The following is a 22,579-nucleotide window of genomic DNA, read 5'->3' on the forward strand; positions in this document are numbered from 1 at the left end:
GGCTGGGTCCGCCGAAGCGGGGCACCGGGATGGGTGGGTGCGGCAGACCGGGTGGCCGGCGCCGGCTCAGGAGGTGCAGGTGGCCTTGACCGCGGAGGCCGCGTGGTGGGCGTTGTTCTTGGTGGGGCCGACGAAGTCCTCGCCGCGGGTGTGCAGCGTGACGGTGAGCGAGCCCTGGTAGGCGTACGCCGTCTGGTCCACCCAACGGCCGCGGTTGGCGGTCTGGTTGATGACGAAGGAGCCGGACGTGCTGCCGCTCTTCACGGTGTAGAGCGTCGCCTTGCCGCCGACCTTCTTCAGGTCGCTGTCGCCCGGGATGTAGACGGACAGGGTGCAGCTCTTGACGTTGCCGAGGTTGAACGTCCACACCACGGAGTTGCTGTCGTCCTTGTTGGCGTCGCCGGACATCGGCACCGAGACGTACGTGCCGTTGCAGTCGTCGCTGCTCCAGCCGCCGGAGTACTTCTTCCAGCCGATGTCGCCCTGGTCCCACCAGCCGATCGGGGTGTAGTTGGTGCCGCTGGCGCTGCAGTACGGGCCGGCCACCGCGACCAGGGGGGCGGGAGCGGGGGCCTTGGAGGCGGCGGGCGGCGGGACCGGCTGCTGCGCGGCGGGCGGGGCCGCCCCCTGGGCGGGCGGCGGCGGGGCGGCGCCCGCGCTGCCGCCCGAAGCGGCGCCTCCGGAGGCACTGCCCCCGCCCCCGCCACCCGCGCCACCGGCCGCGGGGGGCGGCGCCGCGGTGCCGGCTGCGGTCGGGGCCCCGCCGGATCGGGGCGAGGCCTTGCCGGGGGCCGGGGTACCGCCGGCGGGCGCGGCGGGGCCGGTAGCGGGCGCCGGCTGGCCGGCGGCCGGGTCGGGCGCGGGCGAGCCGCTCTCCCCGGCGGGCGCGGGCGTGCCGGGGGTGGCGTCGGGCGGGACCGAGGCGCCCGTGACGGCACCGTGCTGGTCGAACCCGGGGACGAAGCCGCTGCCGCCGTCGCCGTTCTCCGGGCCGTAGCCGGGCGGGGCGTCCGCCCGGGCCGGCCCGTGGTTCGGCTCGGACCCGCCGAGCCGGGTGGCCATCACCGACCCGCCGACCAGCACCAGCCCCACGGCGACGGCGGCCGCGATCATCGGCCGGGAGACCCGGCCCGGCTTCGGGCCGGCCGCTTCGGCCTCCCCCGCGGTATCGGGGTCGGAGGGGGAGGCGACGGCGATCGCCGTGGCCGCGCCGCCGGCGGGCGGCGCGGCCACGGAGGCGGCCCCGGAGGCGCCCGCGCCGGGCACCGGGGGCACCGGCGTGGTGGCACCGAGCGTGGTGCTGTTGCCGGCGGTGCTGGTGGCGCCGGCGGCGGTGCGACTGGTGGTGCCCGGGCCGGGCGGGGCGGCGGCCGGCTTCTCCCCGTCCGGCGCGGGGGTCTCCTCCTCGGCCTCGGCCGCCACGGCCCAGTTCACCGCGGGGAGCTGAAACCCGGGCGTCGCCCGCTCCCCTGCACCGCGATTCTGCTCGCCCACCGTCATCCCCTGCGCTCGGCTCGACAACACTCCTGTGGGGAGGTACGGGCGGCGTGGCCGTGGAGGTTCAGCCCTGCTGCCCGACGGTCCACACGGCGGCGTCCGCCGGCTCCGGCGGGGTCAGCAGGAACGCCACCGCCCGCTCCAGCACCTCCGGCAGCGGAATGGCCGGCGGCTCGTCGACCCGGGACAGGACGTGCCGCAGAAGGCCCGGTTCGGGCGCCAGACCGTACTCGTCGAGGTAGTACGTCACCGTGTCGGTCCAGATCCACTGCCCGTCGGTGCGGTAGCCCATCGGCACCACGCCCCGGCGCTCCTGGTCCACCACGTCGTCCATCAGCATCGGGGTCAGCAGCACGGGCGTCCCCGCGCTCAGGTAGCGGGCGACGGCCTCACGCTCGGCGCCCGCCGCGAGCCGGGGGTGCCCCGGCTCGAAGCCCGGGCCCGTCACCGGATCCACGTGGTCGAACACCGCCGCGAGCTCGAAGCCCGCCCGCACCGTCTCGGACATCCCTGCACTCCTCACGACTCGCCGGTCCTCCCTTCCTCCGACGGCCCGCCGGTGGCCGGAGGTTCACCGGCCGGTCCGCCGACGCCGCCCAGGTCGATGCGGAAGCGGTCGGGGGCGGCCGGGCGGATCCGGTCGGCGGGCGCGACGGCGTCCCGCCGGCCGAGCCAGGTACGCAGGCGCTCCGGGGCAGGGCGGATGGCACCGACCTCGTGGAGCAGCACCCGCGCGGGGCGCCCCGCGTCGGCGTCCGACGGCTCGACGGCCACCACCTCGAAGCTGCTCCCCGGTGCGAACACCACGGTCGGCTGCTCGCCCGGCTCGCCGAAGGCCGAGGTACGGCGTCCGCCGACGGACCAGATGGCGAACTCGATCCCGACGTCCGCGCCGAGCTCGGCGCCCGCGGTGGCGATCCCGCTGACCGGGGCCGGCTCGGTGAGGACCGTGCCGGGGACGTAGGCGGCCAGGTCGGTGCGGCCGGCCGGGGCGGAGGCCAGCACGCCGCCGTAGTGGCTGGGCAGCCGGCGCAGGCCGGCGGCCAGGCAGCGCAGGTACGCGGCGGGCGGGCCCGGCGTCCCCGCCCGCGCCGCCGCGGTGAGTTCGGCCCGGCCGGCCGGCACGCCCGCGTCGGTGTGGTGCAGCAGGACGGCGACCAGCTCGGGCCGGGAGTCGTCGTCGTCCGTGACCGAGCGCAGCCCGGGCAGCCTGGTCGTCGCGTCGTCGGTGCGGCTGGCCCAGCGCTGGTAGGCGGGCCCGAGAGCGGCGACCAGCGCCGCCCGGTCCTCGGCCGGGGTCGCGGGCCCGGTCTCGTCGGGCAGGGGCGTGGCGTGCAGGGGCGTGGGGGGCTCGGGGAGGAGCGCGGCCGCCACGTTCGCGCCGGGCTCGGGTGCCCCGGCGGCCTCTGCCGCCGACTGCGGGTCGGGGCCGGGCTGCGGGTAGGGCTCGGGGGCGGGCTGCGGGTCGGGGGTCGGTTCGGGCTCGGGGAGGGTCTCGTGAGCGGCCCCCGGCACCGGCTCGGCACCCGCGGTGAGGCTGTCGGCGCCCGGCTCCGGCGGTCCCGCGGCCGTCGGCGCGGCGGCGGTCGTCGTAGCAGCTCCCGATGTCGTGGCAGCGGTCGTCGTAGCCGCTCCGGACGTCGTGGCCACGGCGACCGGCCCGGGCGGGACGGCGGGCACACCAGGCGCGGCGGGCGGCTGCACCGGCTCCGGCCGGAGTGGCAGGACGGCGGTCGCGTCGTCGGCCCCGGCCGGCGGCTCGGACACCCGCCCGGTCACCGGACCCGGCACGAACGGCGGCGCGGCCGGCGCCGAAGGCCCGGCGGGCGCAGCGGGGACAGCGGGCGCAGCGGGCCCGGGCCCGGAGACCGGGACGAGCACCGGCGCCACCGGCCCGACCACGCCCTCCGGGCCAAGCCAGTCGAGTCCGTGGATCCGCGCGCAGAACCGCCCGACCGCGTCCGAGGCGACGTCCGGCATGCCCGCCACCGCGAGCGCGAGCCGGGGCGGCCCGACGGGTGCCGGGCCCGGCGGCACCGCCCCGAACGGAGTCGCACCGAACGCCGTACCGGCCGGTGCCACGGCGAATGCCGCACCGAGCGGGGGAAGCCCGGCGAGCACGCCGCCGAGCTGCGCCCAGGCGTCCTCGGTCACCGGCCGGCCGGCGTCGCCGATGAGCAGGACGGGCTGCCGGGGGTCGGGGCGGCGCAGCCGGGGGCCGCGGTCCACCGTCCCCTCCGGGTGCAGCCAGAGGCCGGCCGCGACGGGCTCCAGCTCCCAGCCGGGGAAGGCCGGATAGCGCACCGGACCGTCGTCCTGGGGGGCGCCAGGCCGGGTGCGCCGGCCGACGGCGGTCACCGTCCGGCCGACCGGGCAGGCGGACAGTTCGGTGAGGTACGGCTCCCAGCCCGGCGTGCCGTCGGCGGCCAGGTGCACGGTGCGGTGGCCGGTGGCGTCGGCGATCGGGAGGCCGACGGCCGCCCGCACCTCGCGGCCGAGCGAGGAGGCCAGCACCGCGGCGAGTTCGATCAGGTCGACCGGCGCTGCCCAGGGGAGGCTGAGCAGAGGCCGGTCCGCGCCGACGGTGTCGAGCAGGAGGGCGGTGGCGTTCGCCAGTTGGACGGCGGTGGGCAGTCGCCCGTCGGGCTCGCCGACCACGAGCAGGAGGGTGCCGCCCGCGGCGGCAGCCCGGTCGAGTACGGGCGGGCGGGTGTCCGGGGCGGCGGCGGTCACCCAGAAGCCGCCTCCGGGCAGCGGAGTGATCGTCGCGGCGGCCGGCCAGCGTTCGCCGAGTGCCTCGGCCGGCCCGCCTCCGGGCCGGCACCGCCACCAGCAGCCGCCCGGCGCCACGAGGGTGCCGTCCTCCTCGACGGAGACCACCGCGTCCGGCGCGACGACCGTCAGCCCCGTCCGCCCGGCGAGCCGTTCGGCGGGGCGGCGGCCGTCCGGCCCGGTCGCGGCCAGTCCGGAGGCGGCCAGCACCAGGGTGTCGGCGCCGCGGGCGGCGGCGGTCCGGGCCAGTTCGTCCAGGGACCCGAGCAGGACGGGTGCGGCGTCGGCCGCCGCGGCGAGCAGCAGCAGGGCGCCGGGCTCGGCCCGTACCGGATCCAGGGCCGCCGCCAGTCCGGCCGCCTCCGCGTCGGGCGGGGCGATGACGAGGTGCGGGCCCACCGCGCGGAGCGTGGACCGCTCGGCGGTGCCGGATGCCGGCGGGGTCATGGGCCGGCCCCCTTTCTGGTGGTTGCGGCCGGTCGGCTGCTTGCGGCCGGTCGGGGCGGGGCGGCGCGCCCGGGCCCCGACGGCCCGGTCGTCGGATGCCGGCCGGGCCGCCGGGAGGACGCGCCTGCCGGGACTACGGCCCGGACGGGTCCAGCGGTTCACCCTCCGCCGCGGCCAGCCGGCCGGTCTGCACCTGCACGGTGCGCCGGCGGGTGATGTAGAGGCCGCGGCCGGCGGGGAACTGGCGGGGCTTGAGGTTCCCGAACAGGTAGCCCTCCGAGGGCGGGCAGGAGAGCAGCAGCGAGGGCGAGTTGACCTCCTGGAGCTTGCGCAGCAGCGGGTCGCCGAGGGCGCGTCCGATGCCGTTGGCGCCGCGGGCGACCACCAGGTGCAGGCCGATCTCCGAGCCCTGGGCGAGGTCGTCGAGCAGCGCCGCGAACGGGTGGGCGCCCGATCCGGTGCCGACCAGGTCGTAGTCGTCGACCAGGATGAACAGCTCCGGCCCCTCCCACCAGTCGCGCAGCTTCAGCCGCGCGGGCGTGATGTCGGCGGAGGGGATGCGGTTCTTCATCGCCCGGGAGGCGCCGTCGACGATCTGGCGGAGCATGTCCACCGCGACGGCGTAGCCCAGCCGGTACTCCTCCGGCACGCTGTCGTACAGCTCGCGGCGGTAGTCGACCAGCATGATCCGCGCCTCGGAGGGCGTGTACGCGGTGGTGATGGCGTTGATCATGAGCCTGAGCAGGTTGGTCTTGCCCGACTCGCTGTCGCCGACCACCAGCAGGTGCGGGCTCTCCTCGAAGTCGTGCCAGAGCGGCGCGAGCTCGGTGTCCTCCAGGCCGATCGGCACCCGCAGCCGGCCCGTGGGGGCAGGCAGCAGGCCGGCGTCGAGGGTGAGCGGCAGCATCCGCACCTCGGGGGCGCGCGGGCCGGTCCAGTGCGCGGCGACGGCGTCGACCAGGTCGGCGACGCCCTCGCCGAGGTCGTCGGCGCGGCCGGCGCCGTCGATCCGGGGCAGCGCGGTGAGGAAGTGCAGTTGCTCGTCGGTGAGGCCGCGGCCGGGCACCTTGGGGACCTTAGCCGCCGCGCGCATGTTGATGACCGAGTCGACGGAATCGCCCAGCCGCAGTTCGAACCTGGTCTGCAGCTGGTCGCGCAGGCCGCCGGCGATCTCGCCCCAGCGAGTGGTCGCCACCACCAGGTGGACGCCGTAGTTGATGCCGCGCTGGGAGATCAGGGTGAGCGGCTGGACGAGGTCGTTGAACTCCTGACGCAGCGTGTTCCAGCCGTCGACCACCAGGAAGACGTCCCCGTGCGGGTCGTCGGGCAGCTCCCCGGCGGCCTTGCGGCGGCGGAAGGAGGTGACCGAGTCGATGCCCAGCTCGGCGAAGTACTTCTCCCGCCGGGTGATGATGCTGTTGATCTCGGCGACGGTGCGCAGCACCCGCTCGCCGTCGTGCCGGCCGGTGACCCCGCCGACGTGCGGCAGGCCACGCAGGGCGGAGAGCGTGCCACCGCCGAAGTCCAGGCAGTAGAACTGCGCCTCGCGCGGGGTGTGGGTGAGCGCGAGACCGGTGATCAGGGTCCGCAGCAGGGTGCTCTTTCCGCTCTGCGGGGCACCGGCGATGCCGACGTGGCCGCCGGCACCGGCGAGGTCGGCGGTGAGCAGGTCGCGCAGCTGCTGGAACGGGCGGTCGATGACGCCGACCGGGATGCCGAGCGCGCCGTGGCCCCGCGCGTCGGCGGTGGTCAGGCCGCGCTCGGGGTGCGGGACGAGCGGCGGGAGCAGCTCGTCCAGGGTGGGCGGCGCGCCCAGCGGCGGCAGCCAGACCCGGTGGGCGGGCGGGCCGGCGTCGCGCAGCCGGTCGGCCGCGATCTCCAGCAGCGTGCCGGCGGCCTCCTCCTGCACCGGCTCCTCGACGGCCTGCGGCCGTTGGCGCGGCGTCAGGTACTCGGTCCCGTACGCGACCACCTGGCCGGCCAGGGCGGCCTGCTGGGCGGCGCGGCGCTTGGGCCGGTAGGGGCCGGAGACGTACGCGGCCTTGAACCGGGTCAGGGTGGAGATGTCGCTGCGCAGGAAGCCGTTGCCGGGCTGGGGCGGGAGCTGGTAGGCGTCGGGCACACCGAGGACGCCCCGGCTCTCCATCGCGGAGAACGTGCGCAGGCCGATCCGGTAGGACAGGTGAGACTCCAGCGCGCTCATCCGGCCCTCGTCCAGCCGCTGCGAGGCCAGCAGCAGATGCACGCCGAGTGAGCGGCCGAGCCGCCCGATCATCACGAACAGCTCCATGAAGTCCCGGTGGGCGGCGAGCAGTTCACTGAACTCGTCGACCACCAGGAAGAGCGTGGGCAGCGGCCGGAGCGGCATCCCTGCGGCTCGCGCGGTCTCGTACTCCAGCAGCGAGGCATGACCGGACTCCCGCAGCACCTCCTGGCGGCGGACGAGTTCGCCGTGCAGGGCGTCGCGCATCCGGTCCACCAGGGCCGCCTCGTCGGCGAGGTTGGTGATCACCGCAGAGGTGTGCGGCAGGGTGTCCAGGCCGAGGAAGGTCGCGCCGCCCTTGAAGTCCACCAGGACGAAGTTGAGCACCTCGGAGGAGTGCGTCATCGCCAGGGCCACCACCAGGGTGCGGAGCAGCTCGGACTTGCCGGAGCCGGTGGCACCGATCAGCATGCCGTGCGGGCCCATGCCGCCCTGTGCGGACTCCTTGAGGTCGAGGTCCACCGGGCGGCCGTCCGGGCCCAGCCCGAGCGGCACCCGCAGCCGCTTGGGGATGCCGCGCTGCGCCCAGAGCGCGTCCACGTCCAAGGCGTGCAGGTCGGGGATGCCGAGCAGGGCGGTCAGGTCGAAGTCGGTGGCCAGCGGCTCGGAGACGTCCACGGTGTCGGCGATCCGGTAGCGCGCCAGCAGCGCGGCGAGCCTCGTCGCGGCGGGCAGGCCGAGCGCGTCGGGGCGGCCGAGGTCGGTGTCGACGTCCTTGCGGTTGCGGTCCGCGCCGACCATGGCCAGCCGGCCGCCTTCGATCCGCAGCCGCAGCGTGGTCCGGGCCGCCCGCCATTCCAGGTCGCCGGTGAGGTCGATCAGCACGGTGTTGCGGTAGCCGGCGAGCGCGGCGCGGCTGCCGGAGTGGGCGCCCGGGCCGTCGAGCACCAGGACGGTGAACGGCTCGTCGCGGTTCGGCACGGCGTCCGGCTCCCAGCCGGGTCGGCCGGTGAACTCCTCGCCGAGCAAGTGCTCCAGCTCGACCAGGCTGCCGGCCACCAGCCGGACCGGGCCGGAGCCGTCGCTGTCGGTCGGGTGCAGCGCGTGCGGCAGCCACTTGGCCCACTCCCACTCCGTGCGGCTCCCCGGCCCGGCGACGACCGCCGTCCGCAGCTCGTCCGGCCCGTGCACCACGGCGAGTTGGGCGAGCACCGCGCGGACCAGGGCGCGCGCGGCGTCGGGGTCGTCGGCCTGCAGCAGCAGCCGGGCGAAGCCGCGCAGGTGGATCGCCATCGGCTGCTCGGCGACCGTCCCGTAGGCGTGGATGAAGCGGCGCAGCGCGTGCGCGCAGAGCGGTTCTAGGTCCTCCACGGGCTTGGTCGACAGCGGCGCCAGCGGCGTCGCCAGGCGCTGGGAGCCGAGGCCGATCCGGACGTCGCTGAAGTCGGGGTGCGTGGAACGCCGCTCCCAGAGCCGCGTGGTGCCCACCAGCGACCAGAGCTCGTCCGGTGCCGGGTGCCGCCAGGCCAGTGCCCGGCGCTGACCGTCGATCGAGCGCCGCACCTGGCGGCGGATCTGGGACAGATAGCGCAGGTAGTCGCGCCGTTCGGCGCGCAGCAGCTGCTTGCGGTCGCTGGAGCCGCGGATCAGCTGGGTGACCAGCATGCCGACCGCGGAAAGCCCCATCATGCCGACGGCCACGTAGCCGAGCACTCCGCCGCCCTCGCTGCCGCCTGGGTGCAGGAACATGAAGACCATCGACAGCGAGCCGAGCGCCATCGGCATCATGCTGATCACGCTCGCCATGCCGCTCTGCTTCTCCGGCAGACTCGGCGGCTCCTGCAACTGCACCTCGCCGTCGGGCATCTCGGGCCCCGGACGCCGGGGCGTCCGCTTGACCAGAACCACACTCACCTCGGGGCTCTCCTCACTGCCGCTGCCGTCCCTCCTGGCTGACGGACCGCGGACCGCCACGGGTTCAGCAGACCTCTGAACGCTCGGGGCCGCACCACCCGTTCGACAGGACGAGAGTCATCGCGAACGGACCGCGGACCTGAGGAGTGGCGTGAGCAGCAGTGTGGTGGCAGGACTGTGCCGATTGAGGTTCCACGTGCCGGGGGCAGTCCTCGATCTCGCCGTTCCGGCCGACGTGCCGCTCGCCGACCTGATGCCGGCCGTCCTCGGCCACGCGGGCCCCGACCTGGCCGAGGAGGGTCTGGACCACGGCGGCTGGGTGCTCCAGCGGCTCGGCGAGGAGCCGCTGGACGAGGAGCAGAGCGCCGAATCCCTCCACCTGCGCGACGGTGACGCACTCCACCTGCGGCCCCGTCACGACGCGCTGCCGCCAGTGCACTTCGACGACCTGGTCGACGGCGTGGCCACCGGGATGAACGAGCGCGGCGACGGCTGGCGCCCCGACCTCACCCGGCGGCTGGCCCTGGCCGTGGCGCTGCTGGCGCTGGCCGGCGGCTGGGTGCTGCTTGCCCTGCCCGGTCCGGGCGGGCCGCGGATGGCCGCGTCCGCCGCCACTGCGCTCCTGCTGCTGCTCGGAGCGGGCAGCGCCTCCCGGGCAATGGCCGACGCGGGCGCGGGCGCCGCGCTGGGGGCGGCCGCAGTACCGTACCTGGCGCTGGCGGCGCTGCTACTGCCCGGCGGCCCGGGCGGGCATGACCTGCTCGGTGCCCGGATCCTGGCCGCGTCCTCGGCAGCGGCCGGCGCGGCGGTGCTGGCACTGGCCGCGGTCGGCGGCGCCGCGCCGCTGTTCTTGGGGCTGATGCTGGTCGGCGGGTTCGGCGTGTCGGCCGGCGTGCTGGTCCTGGCCGGCCTGACGCCCGAGCAGCTCGCCGCAGTGCTCGCGGTGGTGGCGGTCCTGGTCGGCTCGTTCGTCCCGTCCCTGGCCTTCCGGCTGTCCGGCCTGCGGCTGCCGATGCTGCCGCGCAACGCGGAGGAGCTGCAGGAGAACATCGAGCCCTTCCCGGCCGCCGCCGTCCTGCCGCGCAGCCTGGTCGCCGACGACTACCTGATGGCCCTCCACTCCGCGTTCGGGGTGCTCTGCGCCGTCTGCCTGACCTCGCTCGCCCTCACCCCGGGCTGGGCCGCCCCCACCCAGGCCGCCGTACTCAGCCTGCTCCTGCTGCTGCACGGCCGGGCGATCGGCAGCATCCGCCAGCGCCTGGCCGTCCTGCTTCCCGGCGTGTACGGCGCCGCCGTCCTGCTCGCCCGGCAGGCCGCCGACGTCTCGCCGACCGCCCGCCTGGGCGCCCTGCTGGGCACCCTGTTGGCCCTCTCGGCCGCCCTGCTGGTCGTCGCCTGGACCGTCCCGGGCCGTCGCCTCCTCCCCTACTGGGGCCGACTGGCGGACGTCCTGCACACCCTCACGGCGCTGGCCCTGCTGCCGCTCGCGCTGATCGCGTCCGGCGCCTACCACGCGGTGCGGGCCATGAGCGGCTGAGCTCCACCCGTACACGTACCGGGTCCGAGAACCTAAGGAGAGTACCCATGCAGTCCCGACGCGACCAGGTACAGGCCCACATGTTCGTCATGAGCAGGCTGGCGTCCGGCATGCTCCGGGCCGAGCCCGACGCTCCCGACACACCCACCGGCCGCACCACCCGGGGAGCCCTCGGCGGCCTCGTGATCGGCGTCCTGCTCGGGTTGGGGGTCGCCGTCTACGGCGCGGTGAAACCGGGCGGGGACGGCACGTGGGCCAAGCCCGGGACGCTCGTCGTGGTCCGGGAGAGCGGCGCGCGCTACCTCTACCTGGAGGGCGCGCTGCACCCCGTCACCAACCAGGCGAGTGCCAGGCTCCTGGCCGGGGAGCAACTGACGGTCCGGGAGGTCCCCGAGGCCGCGGTGCGCAGCGCCGAACGCGGCCCGGCCGTGGGTCTGACCGGTGCACCGGACGCGCTGCCCGGGCCGGACCGGCTGGCCCGGGACGGCTGGCTGGCCTGCGGCACCCGGCAGGCCGCCGTCCCGCCGGCCACCGCCGCCACGCCCCAGCTGGTCCTCACCGTGGCCCCGGCCCGGCAGGGCACCGCCCTGGGCGCCGACCAGGCCGTCCTGGTCAGCACCCCCGACGGCGCCGTGCACCTGCTCTGGCAGGGCCGCCGGCTCCGGGTCGACCGGCAGAACGGGGCCCTGCAGTCCCTCACCCGGACCACCGTCACCGCCACCCCCTACCCGGTGACCGAGGCGCTGCTCGGCACCCTCCCGGCCGGACCGGACCTCGCCGCTCCGGACATCCCCGGGCGGGGCGGACCAGGACCCGCCCTGTCCGCGCGGCCCACCCGGGTCGGGCAGCTCTTCACCGACCCCTCCGGCGGCCACCACGTCCTGACGGCGGCGGGCCTCACCCCGCTGACCCCGCTTCAGTACGACCTGCTCCGCGCCGACCGGCGGACCCAGCGCGAGGCCTATGCCAGCGAGGCCGATGCGCCGGCCTCGATCGGCGCCGACGACCTCGCTGCCCACACCGCCCCCGGGCCCGGCCTGCCCGGCGGGCTGCCCACCGAGCGGCCGGTGCTGGTGGAACCGGGCCGCGGCCAGGCGGTCTGCGCGGTCGTCCGCCCGGGCACCGGCGTCTCCCCGGTCACCGACGTCTCCCTGCTGGACGCCGGTTCCCTCGGCGGCCGGCTGCCGGAGAGCCAGCCCGGGGTCGCCCCGGGCTGCGCGGCCGCCGACCGGATCGCGGTACGACCCGGTTCCGGTGCGCTGGTCCGGGCGCTTTCCGGCGCCGACACCGGCTCGTCGGAATACCTGGTGACGGACAACGGCGTGAAGTACCCACTGCCGGCCGCCGGCCGCCAGCAGCTCGGATACGGCGGAGCACCGGCCCAACCCCTCCCGCAGGCCCTTCTGGCGCTGTTGCCCACCGGGCCGGTTCTGGACCCGGCCGCGCTGACCCGACAGGTCGTCGGACCGCAGCCCGGAACGAGCGGCTGCCCGGGCTGAACCGAGGCACTTCGCAGGCCCGTTGACACAGATAACCCGCTAGAGAGGAACTCCGATGAGCACTCCCGCGCCCGGCACACTCAGTGTGCAGGACCAGGCGATCATGACCGCGCTGCAAAGTCTGGAGGGACAGATCTCCGCGATGATCACCTCGGGCCAGACGGTCGAGCGGATCAACATGGAGATCGCCGCCAACTACGTCTCCGGCGCCAGCACGAAGTTCCAGGCGAACGTCAACGACTGGGTCGACCGCTACAAGAAGGTCATGCAGGCCTTCGACCACCTCACCTCGAACCTGGGGCGGGCCCGCGAGGTCCTGAACAAGGCCGAGGAGGACGCCCACGTGGCAGGCGGCAACTGGGGCGCCTCCGACGGCGTCTACAACGCCCTCAACCAGCACTGACCGGTTCCAGACCCGCAGAGAGGAAGAGTTCATGCCCGGCCCCTCCGACATCCAGCTCAGGCACGAGTCCATCGACGAGGCGTTCCAGGAGCTGCTGAACGCCGCCAAGACCATGCAGGACAACCTGGGGAACCTCGTCTCCCAGCTCAGGGTCCTGGACACCACCTCCGGTCAGTACCACGAGGCCTTCAGGACGTTCTTCGACGTGGTGGACGCCAATTCCCAGCAGATGCACGACGACATCCACAAGGGCGCGATGGCCCTCGAAGAGATGAACCAGACCATGCGGTACGCCGACCGGGCCGCCGCCGCGGGCTTCTGAGCGGAGTACTCATGGCCAAGGAGTTCCGGACCGACGACGACAGCATCACCACGCTCGAGGGACAGGTCCGCGACTGGTCGGCCTGGGTCAACGGCAGCGCGTCGCCGTTCCCGCCACCGCCCAAGGACTGGCCGCACCAGAACCTGATCAAGATGCTCCAGAACTTCGCCGCCGGTGGCGAGGGAGCCGGGATCGACGGCGGCGCCGACGGATACATCAAACTGCTGGGTGCGGCCGGCCTTTCGGCCAACACCGACATGCAGAAGGGCTTCCAGGCCTACACCGCGGCGATCAACGCGCAGCTGCAGGCCATCGGCACCTCGCTGGACAACATCGTGGTCGGCCTGGAGATGGCCAAGGTGAAGTTCCACGACGCCGGGGAGCACACGCTCACCGTCGCCGAGATGTTCGCGATCCTCAGCCCGCCGCAGCCGCCAGGGCCGCCGCAGGTGGGTCCGCCCGGGCCGCCGCAGGTGGCCCCGCCCGGGCCGAAGCCCGCATGAGGCCGCCCGGGGCCCGGCCCACCGCCGGGCCCCGGGTCGTACCGAGTTCTGTCCATCGTCCCGTGGGAGTGTGAGTCGAGTGTCCGAGCAAGCCACCCCGAGTCATCCGTGGGAGGACGCGCTCAAGTCGTTCGGGGACACGCTCGGCGTGACCCGGGACAGCGTCGCGGACCTCGCCGTCGCCGACGACTGGATCAAGGGCGATATCTACTGCAGCACGGATTCGCCGTCGAGCGCCCATGACGTCAACCTCAGTCTCATGCCCCCGGACAACTCGTACGTCGTCTACGTGGCCTTCAACGCGAACTGGAAGGGCAACGGCGACGGCAAGCCCGGGTTCGACGATCCCAGCAACAAGTGGGACCAGTTCTGCGGTCGGGCCGACCTCGTGCTGAAGCCGCTCGTGGCCGGCGGCCAGAACGCCGCCACCAGCGTCGGCAGTATCGAGGCGGGGCTCTACCTGGCCACCAACCTGGACGCGTTCATCACCGAGATGCGGAGCAGCGTCCACAAGTGGGCGGACACCCTGGACGTTCCGGACAGCGACTTCCAGGGGAGTGCCGCTGGGCAGCTGAAGTCCTATCTGACCAGCATCGAGGAGGCCCTGCTCCGTCTCGAAGTGTCGATGACGGTGCACGGCCAGCCGTCCGTCCCGCTCGTGAAGGCCATGCTCGCCCTGAAGAAGGGGTACCAGGACCTCCTCACCGCCCGCCAGACCTGGGGCAACCACAAGATATACCCCTTCGGACCCGTGGCGTCGCCCGTGAGCTGCCTCAGGGGCGGCCTCATGAAGCTCGCAAACCCCACCATCGCGACGGTCTCGGGCGACAAGAAGAACTTCCAGGTCACGGCCAGCGGGCTCGACGTCAAATCGGAGGCCTTCCGGCACGCCGTGGAACAGACCGCCAAGCAGATCTGGATCTCGTGGGTGGAGAAGGATCTCGACGTACCGGCGGCCGCCGTCACGAGGGCGCTGACCGATGCCTTCCACGACGTCGCCACGGCCGTGAACGTCAAGATCACGACGCAGACGCCCTCCCCGGGCGCCATGACCCCACCTCCGGGAACGGGCGGCGGCGACGGATCCGGGGGGAAGGACGGCACCGACGGCGGCAAGGACGGCGGGGACGGGGGCGGTGACAAGAAGCAGGACCTCACCGCCCCGCCGCCGCCGAACCACACCAGCACCCCGCCACCGCCACCGCCGCCGAAGAACGTGCCGCTCACCCCGACCCCCGTCCCCGGAGGCACCGCCGGAACGAAGCTCCCGCTGCTCGACTCCAACGGCAAGCAGCTGCTCGGCCCCGACGGCAAACCGCTGACCGCTCCCCCCGGCTCGACGATCAACAGCAAGGGCCAGGTGATCGGCCCGGACGGCAAACCGGTACTCGGCCCGGACGGCAAACCGCTCGTCGTCCCCAAGGGCACCGTGTTCGGCCCGCCCCCGATCACCGTCCCCGCCGGCAACGGCCCCTTCACGGTGCCGAAGGGGTCCACGATCAACGGCGACGGCATGGTCATCGGCCCGGACGGCAAGCCCGTCCGGGACGCCCGGGGCAATCCGGTGTACGCCGGGAACAAGTCCTCGATCGACAAGGACGGCCGGATCGTCGACGCCAACGGCACGCCGATCAGCAGTCAGGACCAGCTGCTCGCCGACGAGGAGCACGTCCTGAACCAGATCCTCTCGCCGGGCGGGACGGGCGGCGGGACCGGCCTCATCCCAGGACCGTCGGTGGGCGGTATCCGCTGGCCCGATCCCGTCGGCACCGGGCTCACCGACGACTGGCCTGGCACGGTCGGCGTCAGGACCGGGTCCGGTGGGCTCCCCGGCCTGTCGTCGGCGTCGAAGGACGGCGCCACCAGCGTGCCGCTGACGGTGTCCGGCAGCTACTACAACGGCAACGCCCTGACCCACGGCGGCATGGTCAACTCCCCCAAGGACCAAGCCGCCCTGATGGCCGCCGAGAAGGCTGCCCTCGCACAGCGCGCCGTGGCCGGTCAGCGGACCGCCGCGGCGGCCCTCGCCGAGGAGGAGGCCCAGCTGATGGGCCGGTCCATCTCGACCACCGGCGGAACCGGCATGCCGCCGATGATGCCGCCAGGAGGTGGGGCGGGCGCCGGCGGACCGCAGAACGGCCAGGAGCGGCAGCGCACCACCTGGCTGGCCGAGGAGGAGGAGGTCTGGGGCACCGAGAGCGGTGCCGTCGACGGGGTGATCGGACGCTGAACGCGCCCCGGTGCCCCGGCCGTTCCTCCCCAGGGAAACCCTGAATCCCACGGAAGTCCTGAAACGACGCGCGCCCGGCCCGACCCGCGGGACCGGGCACGCGTGCCCCACGTGACCGAGAGGTGTGTCGATGGCGGTCTCCCCGTTCGCCGAACAGATCGAGCAGGCCATGGCGACGCTGCGCGAGCAGCAGGCCGAGCTGGCCGAAACCACGAAGGAGCTCCAGGAAACCACCGTCTCGGTGACCTCGAAGGACCGGCTGGTCACCGCCGTCCTCGGGGCTCAGGGCCAGGTCGTGTCGCTCACGTTCCACACGACCGCCTACCGCTCGATGGCCCCGGCCCAGCTGGCCGACGTCCTGACCGACGTGCTGAACCGGGCCCGGGCCGACATGGGCGCCAAGGTGCTGGAGTCGATGCGCTCCTTCGAGGGCCTCGGCGAGATGCTGCGCACCTCGATGACCGGCGGCACCGAGCTCGACGAGCTGCTGGCACCGCTCCAGGCCATGCGCCCGGGCCTCCCGACGGATCCGCACCGCCACACCCGCCAGGAGGAGTTCCGTGGCTGAGTTCACCGCGCTCGCGGACTTGAAGACGGCCTTCGACAAGTTCGGCTCGATGACGGCGCTGCTCGGCACGCTGGAGGTCCACGTCGACCAGATCAGCAAGTACAACAGGGATTCGGGCGGCCACGACGAGATCGGCAACCACTACCACGCGACCGTCGACGGGCCGACCAAGAACCTCACCGACCTGCTCGCCCAGGTCCGCGCGGCCGTGAAGAAGGTCACCACCTCCGGCACGGAGAGCAGCGACCTGTTCACCAAGACCGACGACGACCTGACCGGCATCGCCTGACGCCGGACCCCGGCGGGCCCGGCAAGGGCCCGCTCGACGGGCCCCGGCCGCCCCCGGGGCCGCTCCCCCCCGATCCGCCACCCGCCACCAGGAGCACGTCCCGCCATGTCGATCATCATCCCGGAAGGCCTCGCCAGACTCTTCCACGGCCTGACCGGCATGGCGTGGCCGGAGGCCGACGAGGACAAGCTGCGCGCGGCCGGCGACGACTACCTGGCCGTGGCCCGGGACATGCCGCAACTGGCGGACTACGTCCGGCTGATGGTCGGCGTCTGCGACCAGAAGTTCTCCGGCGAGGCGGCCGACGCGTTCAAACAGACGACCGGGCAGCTGGTCGGCTACGGCGGCGGCGACAACTACCTCGAACTGGCCGGCAAGCAGGCCGCTGACCTCGGCAAGACAGCACACGAAACGGCCAATCAGGTCGAGTACGCCAAGTGGATGACCATCGCCCAGCTGGTCCAGCTGGCGGCCGAGATCGCCTGGGCGATCGCCGCGTCGCCGTTCACCGGCGGTGCCTCGCTCGGCACGATCGTGGCGGCGCGGCTCGTCGCGGAGGGGGCCATCCGCAAGATCCTCGCCTGGCTGCTGGACCGGATCGCGATGCACACCTTCATCAGCATCATGGGTGGCATCGTGATGGACGGGATCATCCAGAGGATCCAGATCAACAAGGGTCACAAGGACACGTGGGACAACGAGGCCACCCTCCAGGCAGTGAGGTTCGGCGCGCTCAACGGCCTGATCGGCGGGCCGCTCGCCCTGCTCGGCAGCGGGCTGGGCCGGCTCTTCCGGAACACGGTCGGCAAGAGCCTCGGCAAGTCGGGCGGCCGGGAGCTCGGCAACGGCCTCGCGCACGTCTCGAACGGGCTGGCCAAGGACGGTCTCGCGATCGCCCGCAAGGACGGCCTCAACGCCCTGGGTCGGGACGCCGCGCGGACCGCCGGGAACAGCGCGACGCGCACCGCGGAGGCGGCCGGCGGGAACGCCGCCCGGGCGGCCGAGCACGCGGCCGCGAACGAGGCCGCCCGCGGGGCGGGCGGTGCCGCCGGCCGCGCCGCGGGCAGCGGCGCGGAGCGCGCCGCCCGCGAGGTGTCGTCCGCGCTGGAGAGCGCGGCGTCGCACGGGGCCGGCGCCGGCGAGAAGTGGCTCGGCAAGGACGCGGCGAGGGCGTTCGGCGACGAACTGGGCCGGACCATCGGCAAGTACGCCGACGAGTTCGGCAACGGCTTCGCAGGTGGCCTGCGCGAACTCCGCGCGGACGCCGTCGGCCGGTTCTCGCGTGACATGGGCGCGGTGTTCGAGAAGCACCTCGGTGGCCTGCTCGGCAAGGAGGAGGCCAGGGCACTCGGCCGGGACTTCGGCCGCGCCATGGCGGAGGGCGGCGGCCAGGGCGCGGCCGGGCACGAGGCCCTGGGCAAGGCGCTGGGGGAGGCGCTCGGATCCTCCGGGCTGCACGGCGGTGCCGTCAACGAACTCGTCCGGCAGGTGCCCGGTCTGATGGGCCGCGCGGGCGGGGACACGATGGTGTTCAAGCTGGGCTACGCCCTCGGCGGCTACCTGCACGGCGGTACGCAGAACCTGCTCACCGAGGGGTTCTACAACCTCAGCTTCGGCCCCGACCACACCTTCTCGGTGACCTGGGAGACCTTCGCCTCCGGAGTCGGCATGGGCTTCCTCGGCCACATGGGACGCCTGGCGGGCCAACCGCTGGGCGAGCGGTACAAGACCTGGGTGCACGAACGGCTCGCCGACCCGGCCGGAATGAACGCCGACAGCAAGCACTACGGGCCGCTCCACCCCCTGACCCTGGCCTCCGTGGCGGCCAACCTCACCGGCATCTCCTCGCCGCTCCCGGTGCCGCGGCCGCAGCACGCGCCCGCAGCGGCGCCCTCGGCCCACCCCCACGGCGAGGGGACCGGCCGGCCCGCCACCGTCGGCGGCGACAAGCCGTCCGGGGCTCCCCGGGCCGACTCCCGGTCCGCCCCCGGCACAGCCCCGGCGGCGGCGTCGGTGCGCACCACCGGAGGCACCGACACGCAGGAACGGTCCTCCACAACCCCTGCGTCGGACGCATCGTCGCACGCCTCCTCGTCGTCGCCGAAACCGGGTGACCACGGAGCCCCCGAGGCACCCCGCAAGGTGTCGACGGTCGCCTCCGAGCGGCAACCGCAGCAGCCCGCGGCGCCCGGGAACCAGACCACTGTCGGGCGGGACACCACCGCCCCGACGGTCACCGCAGCGGGCACCACCACGTCAACGGCCGAGCACCGGCCGTCCACGACCCCGGCCGAGCCGCACGGGCCGGCCACCCGCCCCGACAACCCGGCCGGCTCGCCCGTCCCGACGGCACACGGCCCGGCGGACGGCGCCGGGGAGGTCCCGGCCCCGGCCACGGTACCGACCTCCGATTCGAGGACCGGTCACGATCCCGATGCTCCCGCCGAGCAACCCGGCGCCCCGACGGCCGACGACGCGGCGCCGAGCGGCCACCAGGACCAGCCGGGCCATCAGCCCGCGCCGACGCAGCCCCACGCGTCCGATCCACCCACCGGTGCGCCGGACGACCCGCACCCCCCGCTGCCCACGCACACGCCGACGCCCACGCACACCGCGTCCGGCCACGCCTACCACTACACCCCTGCACCCGAGCACGGTGGTGCCCGTCCGGACGATCCGCGCCACGACGAGTGGCGGCAGGCCCAGCGCGACCTCCAGAACGCCTACGACGCCAAGCTGGCCGACGCGGCCGAGAACCCACCGCCGGACCCAGCCACCGGCCATCCCCGGGACCAGCAGGCCGAGGAACTCCTGCGCCGCACCTTCGCCGAAGGATCCCTCCACTTCCCCGAGGCGGCCGGCCCCGGCCTGCCCGTCGCCGTCCAGCAGCGCGCCCGCAACCTGATGTACGAGCAGCTGGCCGCCCGCCCGGCGTCCCGCGAACAGATCCTCGCCGACCTCGACGGGGTGGCGCGGGTCGCCGCCGTCCGCGAGGCGGCGGTGCGGGTGGCGATGCAGCGCTTCGAGCGGACGGTGACGGAATGGAGCGCCCCGCCACACGCGCTGGAGGACGGCGTCGCCCGTGAGCCCGGGACCGGGCCCGCCGACCTGCCGCCCGCCACCCTGCACCTCATCCGCACCGAGATGTCGGGTCGGTTCCGCGAACGGGCCGATGAAGCCGTCGCCCAGCTCTACACCAGGGCCGAGGACCTCACCGATGCCCGCAATACCCAGGCCCAGCAGGCCCTGGACCGGCTGACCGGCCGGCTCGGCGCCGACCTGGACCTGCGTGCCGACTACGAGCGCGCCCTCGACCGGGCCACACACCTGACGACCGAGGCGGAGGCCTCCTGGTTCGACCGGGCCGACCCCGCCGAGCGCGAGCTGCTGGCGTCGCTCGGTGTGACCGGGCGACCCGAGCTCTCCGCCGAGAGCCTCACCCTGATCGGGGACTCGCTGCGCGACCGGCTGTCCGAGGACTTCGAGGACTTCGCCGGTTCGACGCACTCCGCCACGGCCGCGTTCCGCGAGCGGCGCGAGGCCGTGGACCTCTTCGAGCGGGCGCTGACCGACCACGCCGCACGCCTGCCCCGCGAGTTCGCGATCCAGGCGGCCCGCGAGGCGGCGATCCGCCAGGGTGTGGACGCCGCGCTGAACGCCGTCTCGACCTGGCCCGAGGGCGGTGGCCGCGCCCGGTTGGACACCGGACTGGCCGAAGCCCTCGGTGTCACCGAGCAGCACGTCCAGCAGGCGCGCGGCGCCGTCACCCGTGACCTGGCGGCCGCACTGGACCGGCGGGTCACCGAGCACTTCGACCTGTCCCGCCGCACGGTCGACCTCAGCGACCTCACCGACACCGCGCGGCTGCACGACCGGCTCTCCTACGAGGCCGCCCGCGCCGCGGTGCTCAAGGACGCGGCCGGCACGGCCCGGCACGCCACCTGGCGCAACGGCACCCTGTCCGACCACGGGGCCGACCGGGTCCGGGAGGGCCATGCCGACCGCGTCACCAAGGCCTTCGACGAGGTTTTCACCGGGCCCGCCGACCTGACCGGTCCCGGAGCGGCCGCGAAGGCCGACCGGTGGCGCGAGGAACAGCGACTCCTCACGGAGGAGTTGGACGAGCGGGTGGCCTTCGAGGCGGACATCCTGCCCGCCCTGCGCGATGCCGCCGACGGCTACGAGGACCTCGCGGCCGCGCACTCGCTCGGCGAGGAGCTGATCGCCTCCTTCAAGCGCGAGTACGGGGCCGATTTCTTCGACAGGTACCGGGAACTGTGGGGCCCGAGGAACCTGGACCCGGCCCACTGGCGCGCCCACGAGCGGGCCCACGAGGACACCTTCGCGCACGAGGAGCGCGGGCCAGGACGAGCCGACGCCACCGAACGGGACACCGTCACGGAGCCGACCGGAAGCACGGAGCACACCGACCACAGCGCGCTCACCCGGCCGACGCCCGACGAGACCCCCGCCGGTGCCACCGACCTCGTCTCCTCGATCGAATCCGTTCTGAGCAGTCCCGCCCCGGCCGCCGCTCGCACCTCCGGGCACCCCGATCTGTGGATCCCGCACCCCAGCATGCCGCGGGAGGCCCGTCTCCGGGTCGAGGAGTCACTCGCCCGTTTCCCGGCCGACGAGAACCACTTCGTCGTCGCCATGGAGATTGGCCCAAGCGGACCGCCGCACACGGCGCCGGAGCTCGCCGAGCGGCTGTACCGGGAGCACCGGGCCGACCGCTGGGACGGCGTCACGCCGATCCGCTTCGTCGCCTGCCGGCTCGCCACCGACCACGCGAAGTACGTCCAGGAGGTCGTCGACATCCTGGCAGCCAAGTACGGCCTGTCCACCGACGCCCTCGCCGCCACCGGCAAGGTCGTGTTCGCCCCGAACGGCGCCACGCACCGCGGCGCTCTCATCGTGGCCGATCAGGTCGGCGTCGACGCCTCCGGCCGGATCAGGGTGGTCGCCGGCCCCGGCCACTGGCAGGAGTTCAGCTCCCACCTGCCGTCGACGGACAAGCAGCCCGCGCCGCTTGCGGCCGACTACCAGGTGGTGTCCGCCGACCAGGTCCACGCGCCGATCGACGGCGCGGTGAGCTTCGGTGAGAACGAGAACCACGCCGCACGCACCCGAGCGGTCTCGCACGGCCTCCGACCGGAGACCGTGAAGTTCCTGTTCGACGACGGTGCGCAACCGCACGCCCTGGAGCACGAGCTCGGTCGGGTCCCCGACTGGGTCGACCGACGCGAACTCGGCAAGTGGCTGGTCGGCTTCGAGTACCCGAAGCGCGCCCGCATGCTGCTGCAACTCAACCGCATGGTCCACGACGGCACAGGAGCCAACGGCGACACCCTGCTCTATCTGGGCGGAGACGCCGACATCGAGACGCCGTTGTTCACCACCGGCGCCAACAACCTCACCTTCGTCTCCCTCAATCCGGAGGCGCTCAACGGCGACCTTCAGCACGACGAGAAGATCCGGACGACCAACCTGGAAACCCTAGAGAAGGACATGCGCCGCGCTCTCGGGCCGTACGTCGGCGACGGCCACAGCATCGACGGCCCACAGCGGGACGGGAACCGGGGCAGTGTGTTCACCGTCCGCTCCGCGGACGACGAGGCAAAACTGACGGTCACCATCCGATCCGAGACCTACGACGAATTCGTCCAGGCCGTACCGGACCGCCGGTTCGCCGTCGTCATGGACAAGGACTCCTGGCTGCCGGGCTGGAAGAACGGCGACCGCAGAGCCGTCGCAGCAGCCGTTGCGAGCCTGCTCACCCCGGACGGCCACTGGCTCGGCGGGACGCACGGGCCGGGGTTGGACGCCACCACGCCCGTGCCGGGAGGTGCCTTCCGCGACCAGGCACTCTTCGCCGATCCGGGCGATTCGATGACGGTCGGTGACTGGAGCGGCTCGCAGTTCGCCCACCTCCGCCGGCTCGGACCGCCGGAGGCCGGCATCGCCGAGCCGCAGAACGCACCGGACCAGGCGTTCGAGGAGCTCTGGGACAGCACCCGGGCGCTCACCGACGAACACCTCTCCGGTCAGGCGCCCATCGACCTCGGACGCTACCGGGGCATGATCGAGGTCCTGGAGCTCACGCTCCCGTACCACTCCACCGTCACGGAGATCGACGGTCAGGGACCGGAGGCCGTCTGGCGGCTCGTTGACGGCCTGACCGAGCGGCTCGTCGACCCGATCACAGGCGCCGGCGACGGGAGGATCGGCGCCGCCGACCTGCGCCACGACCTGTGGAAGGTCCTCAGCGGGGACGAAGAGCTGCCATTCAGCTGGGATCTGCCGCAGGCCCGTCCGTTGTCGGAGTTCGGGAGTGGACAGCCGGGTGTGTGGATCCGGGATCCCTCGGTCGACGGGAACGCGCAGTCGCGGAT

General features: G+C 74.2%; 13 protein-coding genes. 9 read left to right on the forward strand and 4 right to left on the reverse strand.

Features of this window, described 5'->3' with window-relative positions; genetic code table 11:
- Window positions 1-66: 66 nt before the first annotated feature.
- The 4 genes from ACZ3YO_RS21920 to eccCa form a co-directional block, all read right to left on the reverse strand.
- Window positions 67-1,434 (reverse strand): hypothetical protein, encoded by a 1,368-nt coding sequence (locus ACZ3YO_RS21920; protein ID WP_465571722.1) that lies wholly within the window; start codon window positions 1,432-1,434, stop codon window positions 67-69.
- Window positions 1,435-1,561: 127 nt separating this feature from the next.
- Window positions 1,562-2,005 carry a hypothetical protein gene (locus ACZ3YO_RS21925; protein ID WP_465571725.1) on the reverse strand — a complete coding sequence of 148 codons (444 nt, stop codon included), beginning with the start codon at window positions 2,003-2,005 and terminating at the stop codon, window positions 1,562-1,564.
- Between the two features lie 11 nt (window positions 2,006-2,016).
- A complete protein-coding gene (locus tag ACZ3YO_RS21930) occupies window positions 2,017-4,716 on the reverse strand; it encodes a hypothetical protein (RefSeq protein ID WP_465571728.1) in 2,700 nt (899 codons plus the stop codon).
- Window positions 4,717-4,849: 133 nt separating this feature from the next.
- The gene (gene eccCa, locus ACZ3YO_RS21935; protein WP_465571754.1) at window positions 4,850-8,785 is read right to left on the reverse strand and encodes a type VII secretion protein EccCa; all 3,936 of its coding nucleotides are present in this window, start codon (window positions 8,783-8,785) and stop codon (window positions 4,850-4,852) included.
- Window positions 8,786-8,984: 199 nt separating this feature from the next.
- Here eccCa and eccD point away from each other — a divergent pair, with 199 nt between their 5' ends.
- From eccD to ACZ3YO_RS21980, 9 genes are all read left to right on the forward strand, one after another.
- Window positions 8,985-10,370 (forward strand): type VII secretion integral membrane protein EccD, encoded by a 1,386-nt coding sequence (eccD, locus tag ACZ3YO_RS21940; RefSeq protein WP_465571731.1) that lies wholly within the window; start codon window positions 8,985-8,987, stop codon window positions 10,368-10,370.
- A gap of 47 nt (window positions 10,371-10,417) precedes the next feature.
- Complete coding sequence (gene eccB / locus ACZ3YO_RS21945) at window positions 10,418-11,869, forward strand: type VII secretion protein EccB (RefSeq protein ID WP_465550580.1); 1,452 nt, start codon at window positions 10,418-10,420, stop codon at window positions 11,867-11,869.
- Window positions 11,870-11,924: 55 nt separating this feature from the next.
- Window positions 11,925-12,272: a hypothetical protein gene (locus tag ACZ3YO_RS21950; RefSeq protein ID WP_465550578.1), complete on the forward strand. Its 348-nt coding sequence runs from the start codon at window positions 11,925-11,927 to the stop codon at window positions 12,270-12,272.
- A gap of 31 nt (window positions 12,273-12,303) precedes the next feature.
- A complete protein-coding gene (locus ACZ3YO_RS21955) occupies window positions 12,304-12,594 on the forward strand; it encodes a WXG100 family type VII secretion target (protein WP_465550576.1) in 291 nt (96 codons plus the stop codon).
- Between the two features lie 11 nt (window positions 12,595-12,605).
- On the forward strand, window positions 12,606-13,097 hold the full coding sequence (locus tag ACZ3YO_RS21960; RefSeq protein ID WP_465550574.1) for a hypothetical protein: 492 nt from the start codon (window positions 12,606-12,608) through the stop codon (window positions 13,095-13,097).
- Between the two features lie 79 nt (window positions 13,098-13,176).
- Window positions 13,177-15,327, forward strand: coding sequence for a hypothetical protein (locus tag ACZ3YO_RS21965; protein ID WP_465571737.1), 2,151 nt, complete (start codon window positions 13,177-13,179; stop codon window positions 15,325-15,327).
- A gap of 130 nt (window positions 15,328-15,457) precedes the next feature.
- Window positions 15,458-15,895, forward strand: coding sequence for a YbaB/EbfC family nucleoid-associated protein (locus ACZ3YO_RS21970; RefSeq protein WP_465550570.1), 438 nt, complete (start codon window positions 15,458-15,460; stop codon window positions 15,893-15,895).
- Window positions 15,888-16,184: a hypothetical protein gene (locus tag ACZ3YO_RS21975; protein ID WP_465550568.1), complete on the forward strand. Its 297-nt coding sequence runs from the start codon at window positions 15,888-15,890 to the stop codon at window positions 16,182-16,184. The genes ACZ3YO_RS21970 and ACZ3YO_RS21975 overlap by 8 nt, the downstream gene beginning before the upstream one ends.
- Window positions 16,185-16,289: 105 nt before the next feature.
- A partial coding sequence (locus ACZ3YO_RS21980; protein WP_465571740.1) for a WXG100-like domain-containing protein occupies window positions 16,290-22,579 on the forward strand: 6,290 nt, incomplete at its 3' end.

The sequence above is a fragment of the Kitasatospora sp. NPDC022785 genome (genome assembly GCF_055561295.1).